21 protein-coding genes and 2 pseudogenes are annotated in these 15,732 nt (G+C 68.7%); 8 read left to right on the top strand and 15 right to left on the bottom strand.

Features of this window, described 5'->3' with window-relative positions; all coding sequences use genetic code 11:
* Positions 1-340: 340 nt before the first annotated feature.
* The 4 genes from ABZX90_RS11140 to ABZX90_RS11125 all read right to left on the bottom strand — a co-directional run bounded on the left by ABZX90_RS11140 (position 341) and on the right by ABZX90_RS11125 (position 2,323).
* Positions 341-682: a hypothetical protein gene (locus ABZX90_RS11140; protein ID WP_355203592.1), complete on the bottom strand. Its 342-nt coding sequence runs from the start codon at positions 680-682 to the stop codon at positions 341-343.
* A 238-nt stretch (positions 683-920) separates the two neighbouring features.
* Positions 921-1,298: a toxin Doc gene (locus ABZX90_RS11135; protein WP_351129958.1), complete on the bottom strand. Its 378-nt coding sequence runs from the start codon at positions 1,296-1,298 to the stop codon at positions 921-923.
* A gap of 5 nt (positions 1,299-1,303) precedes the next feature.
* Positions 1,304-1,555, bottom strand: a complete 252-nt coding sequence (locus tag ABZX90_RS11130; protein ID WP_351129960.1) for a hypothetical protein — start codon at positions 1,553-1,555, stop codon at positions 1,304-1,306.
* 114 nt (positions 1,556-1,669) lie between these two features.
* On the bottom strand, positions 1,670-2,323 hold the full coding sequence (locus ABZX90_RS11125; protein ID WP_355203588.1) for a DUF1326 domain-containing protein: 654 nt from the start codon (positions 2,321-2,323) through the stop codon (positions 1,670-1,672).
* Positions 2,324-2,519: 196 nt separating this feature from the next.
* On the opposite strand from ABZX90_RS11125, the gene ABZX90_RS11120 reads away from it, so the two are divergent.
* The gene (locus tag ABZX90_RS11120; RefSeq protein ID WP_355203585.1) at positions 2,520-3,347 is read left to right on the top strand and encodes a DUF2182 domain-containing protein; all 828 of its coding nucleotides are present in this window, start codon (positions 2,520-2,522) and stop codon (positions 3,345-3,347) included.
* 375 nt (positions 3,348-3,722) lie between these two features.
* Here ABZX90_RS11120 and ABZX90_RS11115 read toward each other — a convergent pair whose 3' ends face one another.
* Entirely contained in the window at positions 3,723-4,133 is a 411-nt protein-coding gene (locus ABZX90_RS11115; RefSeq protein WP_355203582.1) for a hypothetical protein, read from the bottom strand.
* Between ABZX90_RS11115 and ABZX90_RS11110 the strand changes: the two genes are divergently transcribed.
* Positions 4,132-4,455, top strand: a complete 324-nt coding sequence (locus ABZX90_RS11110; RefSeq protein WP_355203579.1) for a hypothetical protein — start codon at positions 4,132-4,134, stop codon at positions 4,453-4,455. The two genes, ABZX90_RS11115 and ABZX90_RS11110, sit on opposite strands and share 2 nt — an antisense overlap.
* A gap of 57 nt (positions 4,456-4,512) precedes the next feature.
* Here the strand turns inward: ABZX90_RS11110 and ABZX90_RS11105 are convergent, their stop codons facing one another.
* From ABZX90_RS11105 to ABZX90_RS11070, 8 genes and pseudogenes are all read right to left on the bottom strand, one after another.
* A complete protein-coding gene (locus tag ABZX90_RS11105; RefSeq protein ID WP_355203576.1) occupies positions 4,513-5,022 on the bottom strand; it encodes an NUDIX hydrolase in 510 nt (169 codons plus the stop codon).
* Between the two features lie 186 nt (positions 5,023-5,208).
* Complete coding sequence (locus ABZX90_RS11100; protein ID WP_355203572.1) at positions 5,209-6,312, bottom strand: HAMP domain-containing sensor histidine kinase; 1,104 nt, start codon at positions 6,310-6,312, stop codon at positions 5,209-5,211.
* Complete coding sequence (locus ABZX90_RS11095) at positions 6,305-7,000, bottom strand: response regulator transcription factor (RefSeq protein ID WP_351129971.1); 696 nt, start codon at positions 6,998-7,000, stop codon at positions 6,305-6,307. The genes ABZX90_RS11100 and ABZX90_RS11095 overlap by 8 nt, the downstream gene beginning before the upstream one ends.
* A 67-nt stretch (positions 7,001-7,067) precedes the next feature.
* Positions 7,068-7,772, bottom strand: a complete 705-nt coding sequence (locus tag ABZX90_RS11090; protein WP_351129974.1) for a VanZ family protein — start codon at positions 7,770-7,772, stop codon at positions 7,068-7,070.
* Between the two features lie 274 nt (positions 7,773-8,046).
* Positions 8,047-8,268, bottom strand: a complete 222-nt coding sequence (locus tag ABZX90_RS11085; protein ID WP_351129976.1) for a hypothetical protein — start codon at positions 8,266-8,268, stop codon at positions 8,047-8,049.
* A gap of 105 nt (positions 8,269-8,373) precedes the next feature.
* Complete coding sequence (locus tag ABZX90_RS11080) at positions 8,374-8,802, bottom strand: hypothetical protein (RefSeq protein WP_351129978.1); 429 nt, start codon at positions 8,800-8,802, stop codon at positions 8,374-8,376.
* 333 nt (positions 8,803-9,135) lie between these two features.
* Positions 9,136-9,326 (bottom strand): annotated as a pseudogene (locus tag ABZX90_RS11075) (ISKra4 family transposase); the annotation flags it as partial.
* 127 nt (positions 9,327-9,453) lie between these two features.
* Positions 9,454-9,930 (bottom strand): annotated as a pseudogene (locus tag ABZX90_RS11070) (VOC family protein); the annotation flags it as partial.
* Position 9,931: 1 nt separating this feature from the next.
* Between ABZX90_RS11070 and ABZX90_RS11065 the strand changes: the two are divergent.
* Both ABZX90_RS11065 and ABZX90_RS11060 read left to right on the top strand, forming a co-directional pair.
* Entirely contained in the window at positions 9,932-10,054 is a 123-nt protein-coding gene (locus ABZX90_RS11065) for a hypothetical protein (RefSeq protein WP_355203565.1), read from the top strand.
* A gap of 168 nt (positions 10,055-10,222) precedes the next feature.
* On the top strand, positions 10,223-10,603 hold the full coding sequence (locus ABZX90_RS11060; RefSeq protein ID WP_355203562.1) for a hypothetical protein: 381 nt from the start codon (positions 10,223-10,225) through the stop codon (positions 10,601-10,603).
* A gap of 300 nt (positions 10,604-10,903) precedes the next feature.
* Here the strand turns inward: ABZX90_RS11060 and ABZX90_RS11055 are convergent, their stop codons facing one another.
* Positions 10,904-11,299 (bottom strand): VOC family protein, encoded by a 396-nt coding sequence (locus ABZX90_RS11055; protein ID WP_355203559.1) that lies wholly within the window; start codon positions 11,297-11,299, stop codon positions 10,904-10,906.
* Between the two features lie 619 nt (positions 11,300-11,918).
* Complete coding sequence (locus tag ABZX90_RS11050) at positions 11,919-12,827, bottom strand: helix-turn-helix domain-containing protein (protein ID WP_355203556.1); 909 nt, start codon at positions 12,825-12,827, stop codon at positions 11,919-11,921.
* A gap of 113 nt (positions 12,828-12,940) precedes the next feature.
* Here ABZX90_RS11050 and ABZX90_RS11045 point away from each other — a divergent pair, with 113 nt between their 5' ends.
* The 4 genes from ABZX90_RS11045 (at position 12,941) to ABZX90_RS11030 (ending at position 15,512) form a co-directional block, all read left to right on the top strand.
* Complete coding sequence (locus ABZX90_RS11045) at positions 12,941-13,591, top strand: HD domain-containing protein (RefSeq protein WP_355203553.1); 651 nt, start codon at positions 12,941-12,943, stop codon at positions 13,589-13,591.
* Positions 13,592-13,845: 254 nt separating this feature from the next.
* Positions 13,846-14,505: an alpha/beta hydrolase gene (locus ABZX90_RS11040; protein ID WP_355203550.1), complete on the top strand. Its 660-nt coding sequence runs from the start codon at positions 13,846-13,848 to the stop codon at positions 14,503-14,505.
* 18 nt (positions 14,506-14,523) lie between these two features.
* Entirely contained in the window at positions 14,524-14,664 is a 141-nt protein-coding gene (locus tag ABZX90_RS11035) for a heme-binding protein (RefSeq protein WP_355203547.1), read from the top strand.
* A complete protein-coding gene (locus tag ABZX90_RS11030; RefSeq protein ID WP_355203544.1) occupies positions 14,661-15,512 on the top strand; it encodes an alpha/beta hydrolase in 852 nt (283 codons plus the stop codon). Before ABZX90_RS11035 ends, ABZX90_RS11030 begins: the two co-directional genes overlap by 4 nt.
* Positions 15,513-15,732: the final 220 nt, after the last annotated feature.

Here is a 15,732-nt window from a genome sequence, read left to right as displayed (position 1 = left end):
CGTCGCCGGCCGTGGGCCGCGAGAGCGTACCGCACCGGGAGATGACGCTGGGGGCTGATGTGCCCTTCGGGCCGCGCCCCCGCGAGCGGCTGTTTCACATGAACAACCCGGCTGGCTGGGCTGGGTTCAATGACCCAGATGTGACAGCCTCGACCGATGACATGACGGATGATCAAGACCGCAGACTCCCGCCCGAGATCAGCACGAGTAATCCCGAGCGAGCGCCACGCCAGAGCCTCCGACCCGCATGTTCGAAGTTGGCGAAGACTCAGACATCGCGCCGGTCAACCTCGGCATGCCAGGTGTCCAACCTGCGGAGTCGGCATGACCACCTGTCACGTCAATGTGATGCGACCACTCGAAGCTCCAGCTCGTGTCTCGCCTGACTCCGCAGGATCTCCTCCAGGTGGTGCAACTCGGTGACAAGCCGGTCGTCGTGGCCGAGCACGCGGCCGGCCAGGCCGATCAACGAGTCGTCCTCATGAGGGGACGACCACTCGAAGAGAAGGCTGCGAAGGGCGTCACTGCTCTCATCCGGATCCGGCGCCAGGCGCAGACCGACCCATCCTCGGTCCGTCCAATGGCTCAGAAGGGCGGTAAATGTCTCGATGCAGTGCCGCTTGTTGTCGGAGCCCTCATCGGAATTCAATTGCGCGACCAGCTCGGCATACAGCTCCGTCATACCGAGTCCCAGCACGCGTGCGCCCGCATACGCCCAGTAGTCCGATCCCGTCCCGCTGCCGTATGCCTCCCAGCGCGGATTCCACAGCAGTCGGGTGAATTCGGCGCGCGCATCCGACTGTCGGTCGCCCGCACAGGCCAGTGCTGGGACAACACTCGCAGCGTGACCACCACAGCAATGGTGTCCGTCAAAGCGGAACAGTCTCACCACGGCAGCCAGATACAGGGCGCTGGGCCCGTCAGATGCGCCAGGCCCGGATCATGTCGGCGGCGCCGAACACATCGCTCTTGCCGGCGATGAGGTCTTTGCACAGCTCGACGAGTTCCCCGTAAGGCGCGTCGAGTCCTTCGCCGCTGGCGTGCATGTAGGCGATGGTGACGGCGCACGCGAAGCGGACGTTGAGGGAGGGAAGGGGCCGCAGCTGGAGCAGAGTGTGCAACAGCGCGGCTGCGCGCCAGGACGCATCGGGGTCGACGCCGAGGCGGGGCGGGTCCACGCGATGCCGCGCCACCGCAGCGACGAGCGCGGAGAAGTCTGAGATATGCGGCTGATCAGGCAGGGCTGCCTCGTGCTGCTGCAGGAGCCAGCGCACGTCAATGTGCACGACGGGTGCCATCGGGTTCAGGCAGCCCTACCCGTCGCGCGGTTGACGGGGCCGTCATCGATGCCCGCGGCGGCGATGGCCTCGGCCAGCCCAGGATCGTTGAAGACACGCTGGAACACTGCCGCGCCCTCCACGAGTGCCCGGTGTTGGGCGATCGCGTCGGCGGTGGAGGCCCTCACGAACGCCTTCATCGGCACGCCCCGCTCCTGGGCGATCGCCCGGAGGTCCGCGAGTTCCGCGTCAGAGAATTCCACGTTGAGTGCTGCCATGAGGTTCAGGGTACCGCCGAGGTACCCCGAGCTCAATCATCCCAGCTCAGACCCCACCACTCAGGTACCCACGGGGTACCCGGCCAGCATCCGACAAGGAAAGAGACGACCTGGCTAGTCGGGCCCGGCCCAGTCGAAGGTGATGTGCTTGCTGGACCGGCCTTCGCGGCCCCAAAGGAAGCCGTGGGCATCGGCGCGGTCCACCGTCGAGCGGCCCCAGGTCGCGACCTGGCCCGGTCCGGTCTCCGCACCCGGCAGGTTGGTCGACTGGACGCGCGCACCCTCCGGGGTCGTGGGTCCCGTGAGCGCGACCGCGCTCGCCTCGACCCGGCCCGGTACCACGGCCCGCCAGCTCGCGAGGTCGTCGGCGACCTCGACCTCGATGGGGGCGAACTCCATGCCGCGCATCTCGGCGCCCATCATGCTCACCATCTGGGCCGGCCAACTGCCCGCCTGCCCACCGAAGATCATCTGAAGCGCCTGGCGCTGGGGTTCGTCGGCGCGCTCGTCGACGAAGACCGCGGCGTACGTGTCCGTGTGCTCGGCCCAGATGTTGCCGACGAACGAGGCCACCATCAGCACGTTCAGGCCGTCCAGCCGTACGTCACCGTAACGGCCCTCGCGGATGTGCCAGGCCAGGATGCCGTCGCAATCGCCGTGGGTCGGCAACTGTGCGAACGAGCAGGGGCAGGGCACGTTGCACTTGCAGGTGTCGAACCAGTCGCCCGCCGCGTGCCACCGGGGAACGGTCGCCGTCGTCTCGGACATCTCCCTGCCTCCTCGTGACCGTGCCGGGACGTCGGTCTCGGGAGGACGGCAGAGCCCTTGGGAGCCATCGTCGGCCCACGCCCGGATCGTGCGGGTACCACCCCATTATCCCACCGCAGGGGTCACCCGGAGGAGGTGTGTCCGGGTACACGCGTTCCCGCGCGCACGCGCAGGTCCGCCGTGATGTGCTGGAGAGGTGCGCCTCGACCGGAAGGCCCTGTCACCCCCTCTGCGTCCGGCAAATCTGCTGTCGGCCCCGCAGCTTGCGTTCGCCTGGTCCGTGATGGCGTCGATCGCCCTCCTCGCCTGGGTGCTGGTGGTCGACCAGGCCCGTGACATGGGGGTCGAGCCGGGAACCATGGGGATGGGCGTCCCGCTGTTCCTGCTGCTGTGGCTGGTCATGATGATCGCCATGATGTTCCCGTCGGTGGCTCCGGTCGCCCTCACCTGGGCGCGGGCCATCGGGCGCCAGTCGCCCACGGGGGTCGTGCGGGTGGCTCGTACCGCCCAGTTCGTCGGCGGGTATCTGCTGGCCTGGACGGCGTTCGGCCTGATCGCCTACGGGCTCCTCGCCGGGACCGGGGCCCTGGTGGACGAGCACCCGGGCGCCGGGCGCTGGATCGGCGCCGGGGTCTTCCTGGTCGCCGGGCTGTACCAGTTCGGCCCGTGGAAGGACCTGTGCCTGCGGCACTGCCGGAGCCCGATGGGCCAGCTCGTGCGCTACGCGGGCTTCCGGCCCCGGGCCCGCGATCTGCGGGTCGGGGCGCACCACGGGGCGTACTGCGTGGGCTGCTGCTGGGGGCTGATGGTCGTGCTCGTCCCGCTGGGCGTCATGAACGTCCTGGCGATGGCAGCGGTGGCCGTGGTGATCTTCGTGGAGAAGCTCTGGCGGCTGGGCCCCGTCTTCTCGCAGGTCGTCGGGGCCGCCTTCCTCGTACTCGCGGTACTGAGCCTCTTCCAGCCCTGGCTGCTGCCGGGCCTGATCCCGCCCCAGTCGCCCATGACGGAGATGCTCCGCCTCTAGGCTGTTTCCTTCAGATCATCGGATCAGGTCGGTTACGCGTTCCATCGCCGCAGCCCAGTAGTCACATGATCCGCTGGACAGGCCCCAGTTGCACCCGGCGCCCTGGGTGGGCCAACCATACGAAGGGCTCCACCGGTCCTCGTGCTCAACGGGACCCTCTTCAGTGCTCACTACTGCATCCGTTGGTTGTTGAGCTCAACCCCGTCGACGGCATGTGGTCGCACTTGAAGAGATCGCTGGCCAATCTCACCAAACACAGCCTCGACCAGCTCACTGCGCTGGTAAAGACACGGTTGAAACTGATGCAGTACCGCCCCCGCCTCATCGAGGGTCTCATCACCAAGACCGGGCTCGACTTTCCACCGCCGTCAGCCGTCAAAAATCTCTAGTCAGAATGCAGTGGGGATCGTCGTTGTCTTCGTCGCCCACACGGGTCCAGAGCATCAGAGTCTTTCCATGCCGCCGTGCGTTGAGGACGTCTCCCACGTCATCCCCCTCGGGGCCTTTGGTGTCGAACGACAACGAGACCGCGGTCCCTGTCTTGTTGGAGTCGTCTTTCCAGGTGCCCGGTCCTGACCGGGGTTCTGTCCAGTTCCAGTCCGAGGCGCCCATCCAGTCGCCGCATACGTTGTCGGCGGTGAAGGTGCCATCTGGCTTCAGCGTCAGGGTGCCGCCGTCGGCGTCGGTCCATGTGGTCGTGAGTTCGGCCGGCTTCAGCACGACGGATTCACCCTCGGGCGGCGGCCGGTTCCAGATCTTGCCGCAGGCCGTGAGGGCGAGAGCCATGGCAAGGAGGACCAGCGCGGTCCGGCAGGAACGCAACACACTCCACCTCCAGCGGTTTCTACAGGTCGCGTGCGCGACCTGGGCGATCAAGGACGCGTTCCGCAGCCTGACACAGAATTTGAACACGTTCAAGACTGAGTTCACGGAGACGGAGCCCCACGGGTCGTCACGGCCGTACCGCAACGAAGTGGTGCTGGTCGCGGTCATGAGCGGTGATGTCTCCAGAGGACTGTCCGGTGGACGCCGGGCCGTACTCGTCGTACTGCATGTCCTCAGAGGGATGGCCCGCAAGCCGACGGCACAGAAGCGGCGCGGTGCCTGACTCCACAGGGCGTCGACCTCGGTAGCAGCTCTGCCACCACCAACGTGAGTCCTGACGTCACCGTGGATCGTGGGAGGCACCAGAGCCCGACTCTCGCGTGAGTCGGGCGAGGTAGACGTCCAGGGATTGAACACGTCCCGGGAGGACTTCCCGGAGGTCCCACCAGCGGATGGCCGCGATCTCCTCGGTGGCCTGGAAGTCCCGAATACCGGTGGTGCGGCCTGCGAACAACGCCGCGTTCTCAGCTCGCTGGTCGGGTGCGAGTACAAAGCCCGCGTAGCCGATCAACCGTAACGGTCCGTCGGATACCTGCCCGCTCTCCTCCAGCAACTCGCGCGCGGCCGCCTGACGAGGGGATTCGCCTTCCTCTATGCGGCCGCCGGGCAGTTCCCACGCCTGGCGGAATCGATCGAAGACCATGAGGACACGGTCGGCGTGCCAGATGGCCACCAGCGCCGCCGGCAGCGGCGCGTCACACGGTGGCGCGCCTTCGGTCCCGCGTGCGAAGGAGACCAGGTGATTGCCGCGACCGTCGACTGCGAGGGGCAGGCCATGAGAGTGGGGCACCTCGCTATGATTCCCAGGCCAATGAAGTGACAGTCCGATCCGGCATGACGGATGAACAGCCGCGACGCGGGTGGGGCAGTTTAAGGACATTCCGCCCCACCTTTCACTTCCGCGCAGCTTAGAAGCTGTCAACGGATCGCATGATCGCCAGGACAAGTCCAAGTAGGCCCCGCTCGGGGACGATGCCTACGGCGTGCCGGGAAGCCGGACCGTGACGAGGAGACCGCCGGCGGGGCGGGGAACGAGGCTGAGGGTTCCGTCGTGGGCGCGGACGATGCTGTGCACGATGGCCAGGCCGAGGCCGACGCCGACGTGCTCGTCGGTGCGTACGCGTTCCGTTCCGCGCTGGAAGGGTTCGGTGAGAGTCGGTACCAGTTCCGGTGGAAGCCGACTCCCCGTGTTCTCGACCCGCAGCACGCTCGTGTCGCCGTGCGCCTCGGTGTGGACCGTCACGGTGCCACCTGCGGGGAGGTTGTGGACGATGGCGTTCTGGAGGAGGTTCGTCACCATCCGCAGCAGGAGCTCCGCGGAGCCGCTGGTCTGAGCCGCCCCGCCCGTGACATCGAGCGTGATCCCGCGCTGTTCGGCGAGGGGAAGCAGCATCTCGGCGGCTTCTTCGGCGATGAGGGAGAGGTCGACGCTCTCGCGGGTGAAGTTTCCGCGGTCGCCGCGGCTGAGCAGCAGGAGGGCCTCGGTGAGGTCGATCGCCCGCGTATTGACAGCGTGCAGGCGTTCGATGAGTTCGTCCCGGTCCCGTGTGGGGTCCTTGCGGGCGACGTCGAGGAGCGTCCGCGAGATCGCCAGGGGGGTGCGCAGTTCGTGGGAGGCGTTCGCGGCGAACCGCTGCTGCTCGGCGACGTGGGACTCGAGTTGTTCGAGCATCGAGTCGAACGCGTCGGAGAGTTCACGGAATTCGTCTTGGCGGCCCTTCATGCGGATCCGGTGGGACAGCGACCCGCTCCCGGCCATCCGTGCCGCATCTGTGATCTGTGTGAGCGGTGCGAGCATCCGGCCGGCGAGGATCCATCCCCCCAGGAGGCCGAACACGAGCAGGAAGACCATCGCCACGGCCGCTGCGGGGGCGACGCCGCGCAGGAGGTCGGAGCGGCTGGGCCCGACGATGATCACGGCGCCGAACTTGTCCTGGAGGGATCTGGGGTCGCTGGTCGGTAGCCAGCGCAGCGCGAATACCCACACGACGGCCAGCAGGAGAGTTCCCGCGACGAAGAGGAATCCGGCATAGCTGAGGGTGAGCTTCAGCCGGGCACTGCGCCCTGGGCGTCTATTCATGAGTGCCGCCGGGGTCGGTGGTGTCCGTACCGGTGTCGATCCGGTAGCCGACTCCGGGCACCGTGGCGATGATCCATGGTTCGCCGAGGCGTTTGCGCAGTGCGGAGACGGTGATGCGCACGGCGTTGGTGAGGGGGTCGGCGTTCTCGTCCCAGGCCCGTTCCAGCAGGTCTTCGGCGCTGACGACCCCGCCCTCGGCGGCGACGAGGACTTCAAGGACGGCGAACTGCTTACGGGTCAGCGCGACGTAGCGTCCGTCGCGGAAGACCTCCCGGCGGAACGGGTCGAGCCGCAGACCCGCGATCTCACGGACCGGGGGCCGGGCGTACGCGCGTCTGCGGTCGAGCGCCCTCAGCCGCAGGACGAGCTCCCGCAGCTCGAACGGTTTGGTGAGGTAGTCGTCGGCGCCGAGCTCGAACCCGGAAGCCTTGTCGTCGATCCGGTCGGCAGCGGTGAGCATCAGGATCGGGATGCCGCTGCCGGAGGCGACGATGCGCCGGGCGACCTCGTCGCCGGAGGGGCCGGGGATGTCGCGGTCGAGGACGGCGAGGTCGTAGGAGTTGACGCTGAGCAGTTCCAGGGCGGAGTCGCCGTCGCCCGCGATGTCGGCGGCGATCGCCTCCAGCCGCAGACCGTCACGTACTGCTTCCGCCAGGTAGGGCTCGTCCTCCACGATCAGTACACGCATGTCGCAAGACTAAGCAGCACGTCATATCGCCGACGTATGCAGGACGGGTGCACACCGGACACGCGACTCAGCCCGCCGGCGCCGGTGCGGGGCGCGGCTGGTCCGAAGGCGCTTCCGCCGTAGTGCGCCACCAGCGGCGCGACGCCAGCGCGGCCAGCACGGCGCCGACGGCGTTGACCAGTACGTCGTCCACGGAGGACACCCGGTCCAGCCGCAGGACGTACTGCGCGGTCTCGACCAGGGCCGAGCAGCCCGCCCCGAGGGCCAGGATGCGCGGCGCGGACGCCAGCGCCGCGAACCGCATCGGGGCGAAGAACCCCAGCGACGCGAAGACCAGCAGGTTGCCGACGATCCCGAGCGACCCCATCGTGACCAGGTCCCGCAGCGGTACCAGGCTCACCCGTTCGGGGGCGGTGCCGGCCCCGCCGCCCGGCATCATTGTCAGCCACAGGAACGGCACCGTCCCGTGGACCATGCCCACCTCGGCCAGCGACATCCGCCAGGGCGATGTGACGCCGGCGGCACGTCGACGGCGCGCCAGAACCCACACCACCAGCGCGGCCAACGGCAGCGTGACCAGCGTCATGAGCACCACACCATTGAACGTGTCGAAGCAGCCGTGCCACCGCCCGGCCATGCACATCGGAGCGGACATCATGAGCGGCCGCCGCACGACGGACACGGCGCTCGCCATGCCGAGGATCGCCAGGCCGAGAAGCACGACCCTGCGCGTACGGCGGGGCGGTGCTGACAGGGATGCCTTGTGGTTCATGCCCCCATTGGAGACGGAGGGCCGTCGCGGTGGCGTATGCGATTTTCCATACGCCCGCGATACGCGGAATTCCGGCATCAAGGAACTGGCACAAGCTGGCAGTGAGATGGTCCCCCGCCGCTGGTGAGCGCGACAGCCCAGCTACTGCAGATGCTGGACGACTCGTCCGTGAACATCGCACCGCACTGCCGAGCATCCAGGACGAGCTCGCCGTCACGCCCGCACATCTGACCCGGACCGTGAACACCTGAAGGTTGTCACGTACGGGGCGAGGTCAGTCGGTTGAACCTTCGCTCCGCTCGCTCTCGAACTCCTCGGCGGAGGTGAGTCCCTTGATGAAGGAACGGTTGCCGAGCAGGTCCAACAATGCGTCGGGAAGTCTCACGTTCAACAGCCTCTCGGCCTCCCCGATCGCACGGTCCGTCAGAGTTGGTTGCACCCCATAGTCGCTGCTGGTGTCCCAGAAGCGGGACTGGTGATCCTCAAAGCGTGCCATGACCGGCATCGTAGGAGCCGGGCTCGACAGCCCGCATGAAAAAGGGCTCAGTAGCCGAAGGGGGCAGTGACACGCGACCCGGCCAATCCGCCACCACTACAAGGGCTATGTGCTCTTCAGTGGCCCCTTGAAGGACTTGCGGAACACCGGCCCGGCGAAGGGGAGAATGGCGGCCAGGGCCTTGCCCTTGAGGGTGCTGGGATGCTCCCGGTCCAGCTCGATGTCGACGCGGGTGCCTTTACCCTCGGGGGTCATCTCGAACACCCACCCCCCGCCTGGCCCGAATACCTTCGAGTCGAGCGTGGTGACGGTGACCTTGTTACCCGACGGATCCCATTCGTAGCGTGCACGCTCCCACCCGCTCTCCGTTCCCTCGGTCACCTCGGCCCAGGTGTCCCCTCGTTCGTGGACCTTGAAGTGTTCCGCGTCGATCGTGGGCCACTCCTGCGCCCGCGCCGGGCTGAAGTCGGTCAGGACCCCCATCACCTCCGACGGGCTCAATGAGGAGTCCATATGAAATCGCAGGACTGCCATGACCTGCTCCCTCTATCAAGATGGACGGTTCATGCGGCCGCGGCCGCACGGTTGAGGACGCTACGTCGCTCTGCCGTCCTCGGGGAACCCAGCCCACCCCTTTCCGCGAGCGAAGCAGTCCGCCCCGTCTTCAAGCATGCGCCTCTCCTCGTAGCTGCGCAGGCCAGCAGGCACCCGTCACCCACCATTGCCGGGTGCGTGTTCGCTCCCCTTTCCCGTCGAGTCGTGGCACGCCGCGACCGAGGAGGCGCTTTGAGTGACGTTGCCCGAGCATTGGCCGCATCGGACGTGTTCCCGACGCCGCAGGATCCGGACGGCCTTGCACAGCTGCCGTTGGTGGCGGGCGCCGTCGGCAACCACGATCCAGTCCCGCAGATGCTGCGGGTCGCGGGCCATGGCCTGGGCGAAGGCGTCGGCGACGACCTGCTCCGGAGAGCGGATTACTGACGCGGCGCACCATTTCCGCTAGGCGTTCGGGCCTGGCCGCGGCGGCCGGTTTCGCTGCGGCCGCCGGGTGGGTGAATGAGTCCCGCCCCCTACACGCAAGTTCTCGCCGCCCGAATCGACCGAGGCGCCGCAGCTCAGCACCCCCGGGGTCGCGGCGCATGAGCACACGAGACTCACGTGTCGGGGTGTCGTCAAGGCTCCGCGTCAGGACAGGGAGAGGACGCAGAACTCGTGGCCCTCCGGGTCGGTCAGGCACGTCCAGGGAACGTCGCCCTGGCCGAGGTCGAGGTCGAGGGCGCCGAGAGCCCGCAGTCGGGCCACCTCCGCTGCTTTGTCGTCACCCGGGTACGGCAGGAGGTCAAGATGGACGCGGTCTGGCACGGTCTTCGCATCGGGAGTGCGAATGAACTCGAGATACGGGCCGACACCCTTGGCAGAGCGCAACGCCGCATGATCATCGGTCACCTCGTGCAGGGTCCAGTCGATCGTCTCGTCCCAGAACCGGGCCATGGCCCGCGGATCCGCGCAGTCGACCACCACGGCGGCGATCGGCCCGGTGTCCCGGTAGATCTCCCGAGGCTCCAGCACGCAGAACTCGTTGCCCTCCGGGTCGGCGAGGACCGTCCACGGCACGTTGCCCTGGCCCACGTGGGCGGGCGTCGCACCGAGAGCCTGGAGGCGCGTGCGGGAACGCTTCCTCGCCGACCACGCCGAGGAGATCCGTGACCTGCGCGCCGCCCTCGTCCCGGCCCTCCACCGCGCCGGGAAACGCTACGGCGTGCGTCTCGCCTTCCCGGCACCGTGACCCGGAGCGCCCGACCGGCGGAGCGCCAGAGCGCCGGAGCAGCCGACGGGCCGGAGCAGCACTGCCCGGTTACGGGGCAGCAGTGCTCGCTCGACTCCCGGCCGGTACGCGCCCGTCGTGCTGACTCGCATGGTGGCGCGTGGGTGACACACGAACTACGGTGGCGCGATGGACGAACGGGCGCGGCTGCTGACACGAAGCTGCACGACCGGGTGGGGCGACTGGATCCATGGGGAACTGTGGCTGCTCCCGTCCTCCTTGGTCCGGCGACGACTCGGGTTCACCGCCACCGTGGCGAACAGCAAGGGACCGACGGTGGTCATGCCGTTGCCGGAGGCCGACGTGACCGCGGGTGCCACCGCGCTGATCGAAGCGGAACACCGGACCAACAAAGTGATACCTCTGGCCGGCATCGCCTCCGCCCGCCTGCGCCGCGGCATCACCGCCGATCGACTCACCGTGCACATGCAGGACGGAACCCAGCACAAATTCCTCTGGCTTCCCGCATACGCCGTCCTCGCACACGAGCTCACCCCCTGGCTCCACTGACTCATCGAGGCGGATTCCGCGGTCTGCCGGCCGCAGGGGACGCACTTCTTGGCCACCGGCATCCGGCCGCTCGGCGAGTCGGACCGTTTCGCGTTCTGCCGCACTCGGCCCGAGCGTGCCGGGGTCACTGGCCGAAGCACGAACTCTCCAACCCCAGCTCTCCTGCCGGTTCTTCATCCCCTGGGACGCCGAGTGGTCAACCGCTCGGACCGGCCTCGGCTCCGCCCCCAGCATCTGGTCGAAATCAGTCCCGCCTGATAGTTGCGGTGTGTGTCGGGGTGCGGGCTGCTTGTTCGCGGCCTAGTTCTGCGGTGCCAGCGTGCGCAGGACGTCGAACTCGTTGCCCTCCGGGTCGGCCATGACCACCCAGTTTCGGTCCGAGCCTTGGCCAACATCCGTCTTGGTGGCGCCGAGGCCGAGCAATCTGGTCACCTCGTCCTCGGTGCCGGCGTCGATCGGGCTGACATCGAGGTGAAGCCGGTTCTTCACGGTCTTGCCCTCGGGCACCTGGATGAACAGCAGGGTGGGCGGCATCTGGCGGGCCCGAACATCCTCGACGGTCGGCACCCAGGAGCCGATCTCGACCTTGCCGTCACTCCGGTCGATCACCTTGAAGTCCAGGACCTCGCACCAGAAAGCCGCAAGCCTCTCCGGATCGCGGCAGTCAACGACCAACTCGGTGAACCTACTTGTCATGACGCTCCCAGGTAGAATGCGGGCGGGGCACAGAGTATGGGCCATACCGTCCGTCCGACGCATCCGAGCTTCCCGGACCAGCGACATCAGACGGACTTGACCCAGCATCAGATACGCGAGAGGCCAGGCCCACCCGCCGTGGACAACTGCCGGAGTGACGGTGTTCGGGCACGGCCCTCGTCCTCGCAGGGCCCGCGACAGGTCGGTATGGTGTGCGGCTCGATGAAGATCAATTACGTTCGGCCGGGGGCCCGTTGGAGGGATGACGGGTTGCGGGCAATCTGCCCGGTGTGCGCACGCAGTCCCTCCCCGCCGTCCAGGCGCGAGGCCTGCTGACGCCGGTGCCGTCCGCCGCGACGAGGGGCTGACACCACCTCCGCGTCATCGGCACGCGTGCTCTGGTGACCCTCGCTCCGGAACCGGAGTCCCGCGGTTCTTGGCGGCTCGTCCTTCACGCTCCGTCCTCGGCCTTCCGCCGCACGCGAGCGGCCACCAGGCCTTAGCACTCCTCACGCCATGCCCCGTACTACCGAGTGCTGACGCACGTGCATGATTTCGAGAGTCGATGCGGGAGTGGGGAGCGGTCGTGGCCGAGGAGGACACGGCGCCCGGGTGCCCGTCAGCCGACGAACGTCTCGCGGTAGACACTGGGCGGCACTCCGACGTGTGCCTTGAACAGCGTCCGGAAGTTGGCGGGGGTGCCCAGGCCGCAGTGGCGTGCGATGGCTTCGATCGTGAGGTCGCCGGATTCGAGGAGTTCGCGTGCGCGGGCAAGCCGGGCGTCGAGCAGCCACCGCATGGGCGGCAGGCCGGTGTCGGTGTGGAAGCGGCGGATCAGGGTCCGGCGGGACATGCCGGCCCGGTGCGCCAACTGGTCGACGGTGAGCGGCTGGTGCAGGTTGCGCAGGGCCCAGCCGCAGAGTGCGGAGCTCTCGGACGGCTCGGGTCGCACTGGCAGGTCGATGAACGGGGCCTGGCCACCGATGCGGTGTGGGGCGGCTACCAGCAGGCGGGCCTGCTGGTTCGCCAGGCGTGGGCCGAGGTCGCGGCGGATGAGGTGGAGGCACAGGTCGAGGCCGGAGGACACTCCGCCTGAAGTGAGCACTTGGCCCTCGTCGATGTACAGATCCTCGGACACGACTGTCACCCGGAGGTACTGCTTGGCCAGTGCCTGCGCGTACAGCCAGTGCGTGGTGGCGCGGCGGCCGTCGAGCAGACCGGCGGCGGCGAGGGCGAACGCGCCGGTGCAGATGGACGCCATGCGAGTGCCGCGCTCTGCCGCCCCCGCCAGTGCGGCGGTCACCTCGGCGCCGGGCGCGTCCGGCTCCAGGTAGCCCGGGACGATCACGGTGTCGGCGGTTGCCAGGGCATCCAGACCGTGCGCGACGGACAGCGCAGGGCCGCCGTGCATCGGGACGGGGCCGGGGCGTTCGGCGCAGACCGTGAGCGTGTACGGGCTGTTCCGCCAGCTGCCGAAGACCTGCCAGGGGATCCCGATGTCCAGCGCGAGGACGTTTTCGAGAGCCATCACGACCACGTGATGTGCCCCGCTTGATGGCCGATCCGCCATGGCACGATCCTATCGCTTCATGGCACGAGTGCCACTGACAGGTGGGTTCGGTACGCGCCTACGGTCGCCTCATGGACACTGAAGCCCGCCTCCTGCCGGCACTCCCGGGCACCCCGGTCGCCCGTGCCGCCGTCGAGCTTGTTCGGTCGTGCGAGAGCGAGCCCGTCGCCAACCACAGCATCCGCAGCTACGTGTTCGCCGCGCTGCTGGCCGAACACGAAGGGCTGAAGCCCGGCATCGACTTCGATGCCGAACTCCTCTTCCATGCCTGCGTCCTGCACGACCTCGGGGCCTCGCCGTCGGCCCCGGGCCAGGCGCGTTTCGAGGTCGAAGGCGCCGACATGGCCGCCCGGTTCCTTACCGAGTACGGCTACGGAGCCGACAAGACCGACCCGGTGTGGGAGGCGATCGCCCTGCACACCTCGGACGGCATCGCCGAACGCCGTGGCGTGCTGGCCTACCTCACCCGCCGGGGCATCGGAGTCGACATCGGCTTCGGAACCGAGTTCGTCACCGACGCTCAGGGCGAGGCGCTCCACGGCCGCTACCCGCGGCTGGACATGGCCACCGTGCTGGTCGACGACGTCGTGCGGCAGGCCGCCCGCTCCCCGCAGGCCGGCGCCCGCTACACCGTCCCAGGCGAATTCCTCCGCGAGCGCGGCGAACCCGGCGCCGTCACCGCCCTCGAAGTCGCGGCTCGGGCCGCCCGCTGGGGCTCCTGACGCCGACGCCGCGCCGCAGGGGTGAGCGCCAGCACCGGGCACTCCCGACGGGCCGCCGTGCACCAGATCCGCGCGCTCACATCTTCGCGTGGTGTCGGGGCATCCGGCTGGCCGATGACCTGGGTACGGTCTCACGGGAGCAGGCCGGCGACGCCGTCCATGGACGAATACGGAGGTCAGCGGTGAGGAGTCAGCACGAACCGACGGGATCGCTCCGCGCAGACGTCGGCGCGGCCCGGGCTGCGACAATCCACATGATCGTGCTCCCCGGCGGCGGGTACGCGGCGCACTCGGCACACGAAGCGGAGCCGATCGCCGACTGGCTCGGTGGGCTCGGCATCTCGGCGAGCGTGTTCCGGTACCCGCTCCATGCGCGCCATCCAGAGCCCCTGCTGGCGCTGCGAACCGAGATCCGGCACTGCCGCGAACAGGGCGCCGAGCGCATCGGTCTGATCGGGTTCTCCGCAGGAGGGCACCTGGCCGGGCACGCCGCGCTCGCACCGACCACCGACCCGCGCGAGTCGGTCCAGTTCGCCGTACTCGGCTACGCGATCACGTCGATGGAGACCGAGACCTACCGGCCCTCGCGGATCATCCTGCTCGGCGAAGACGCCTCACCGGACCTGCGGCGTGAGACATCGCTGGACAAGCTCGTGACCGCCCAATCACCACCGTTCTTCCTGTGGCACACCGCCGAGGACATCTACGTCCCTCCGGAGCACACCTACCGCCTCGCCGCGGCCCTGGCCGCGCACGACGTCCCGCACACAGTCCATGTCTTCGCGCACGGCCCCCACAGTCTCGGGCTCGCCCAAGGGGCCGGCGACGCGACGGCCTGGACCGAGTTCGCAGTCTCCTGGATCGCCGAACAGATCGACGCTCCCGCCGGAGGCACCACGAACTCGCACCGCTGACGACAGTGGCCAAACGCCATGAGCATCAACCTGGATACGGCCCGAACCATGGTCGAGAGCGCCCGCGCCCGCGCGACGGCGATCGGCGTCCCGATGAACATCGCCGTCGCCGACGGCGGCGGACACCTGCTGACGTTCGCCCGAATGGAGAGATCATGACCAGCGCAGCGCTGACCGGGAGTGCCCTGCGGACGCGAACCGTCGACGGCCTGGCGATCCGCCACGTGGACACCGGCGAACAGCCGGGGCCGACGCTCCTCATGACGAGCCCGTGGCCGGAGAGCCTCCTCGCGTTCCGCCGCATCTGGCCGCGCCTGGCGCCACTGGGTCGGCTGGTGGCCGTCGACCTGCCCGGATTCGGCCACTCCGAGGGGCGCACCGAGCTCTTCGCCCCCTCGGCGATGAGCGAGTTCCTGTACGCCCTGATCGGCGAATGGGGCCTGGGCACCCCGCACGTGCTGGGCCCGGACGTCGGCACCGGCGCGGCGCTGTTCCTGGCTGCCCGCCACCCGGAGTCGGTGGCGTCGGTCATTGTCGGCAGCGGCGGGGCGGCGTATCCGCTCGACGTGTCCGGCGCGCTCGCGGACATCATCGCGGCACCGGACCTCGGCTTCCTCCAGGACTTCGACGCCCGCGCGTCGGTCGGCGCGGCGGTGGAAGCGGGGGCGCCCAAGGGCGAGGAGCCCGAAGTGTGGGAGGACTACGTGTCCGCCTACGAGGGCGGACGCTTCGCCGAGTCGGCGCGTTATGTCCGCGCGTACCCCGCGGAACTCCCGGCCCTCGGGGACCTGTTGCCGTCGATCATGACGCCGGTGCTGGTGATGAACGCCGAGCACGACGAACTGGTACCGCCGTCCAACGGCGTCTACCTGCACAACCTGCTCCCGCACAGCCGCCTCGTCTCCTTCGACTCCGGTCATTTCCCCTGGGAGCAGGCCGCCGCCGCATACGGCGCGACAGTCGCCCGGTGGCTCAGCGACGAGCACGCCAGGGTGGCGGAAGCGTGAAAGCCCGACGGACAAGGGGAGCCCGCACGCACGACAAGCGGGGTTTCACCGCTGCCGCGGCCACCGTTGCGGCGGCTGCCATGACGGCGTTCGCGATCGGCCCGCCGCCGCGGCGACCGCGCCGCTGTCCGATCCACGCGTCCTGATCCACTACGACCGAACCCCCTCGGGAGCGGGCGTGGCTCGGTGAGGTGTCGGGACTAGGAACCGGGGGACCATC

The sequence above is a fragment of the Streptomyces sp. NPDC002935 genome, assembly GCF_040611295.1.
Taxonomy (GTDB): domain Bacteria; phylum Actinomycetota; class Actinomycetes; order Streptomycetales; family Streptomycetaceae; genus Streptomyces.
Note: the sequence above shows the minus strand (reverse complement) of the source record. Positions and strands in the feature narration are given on the sequence as shown.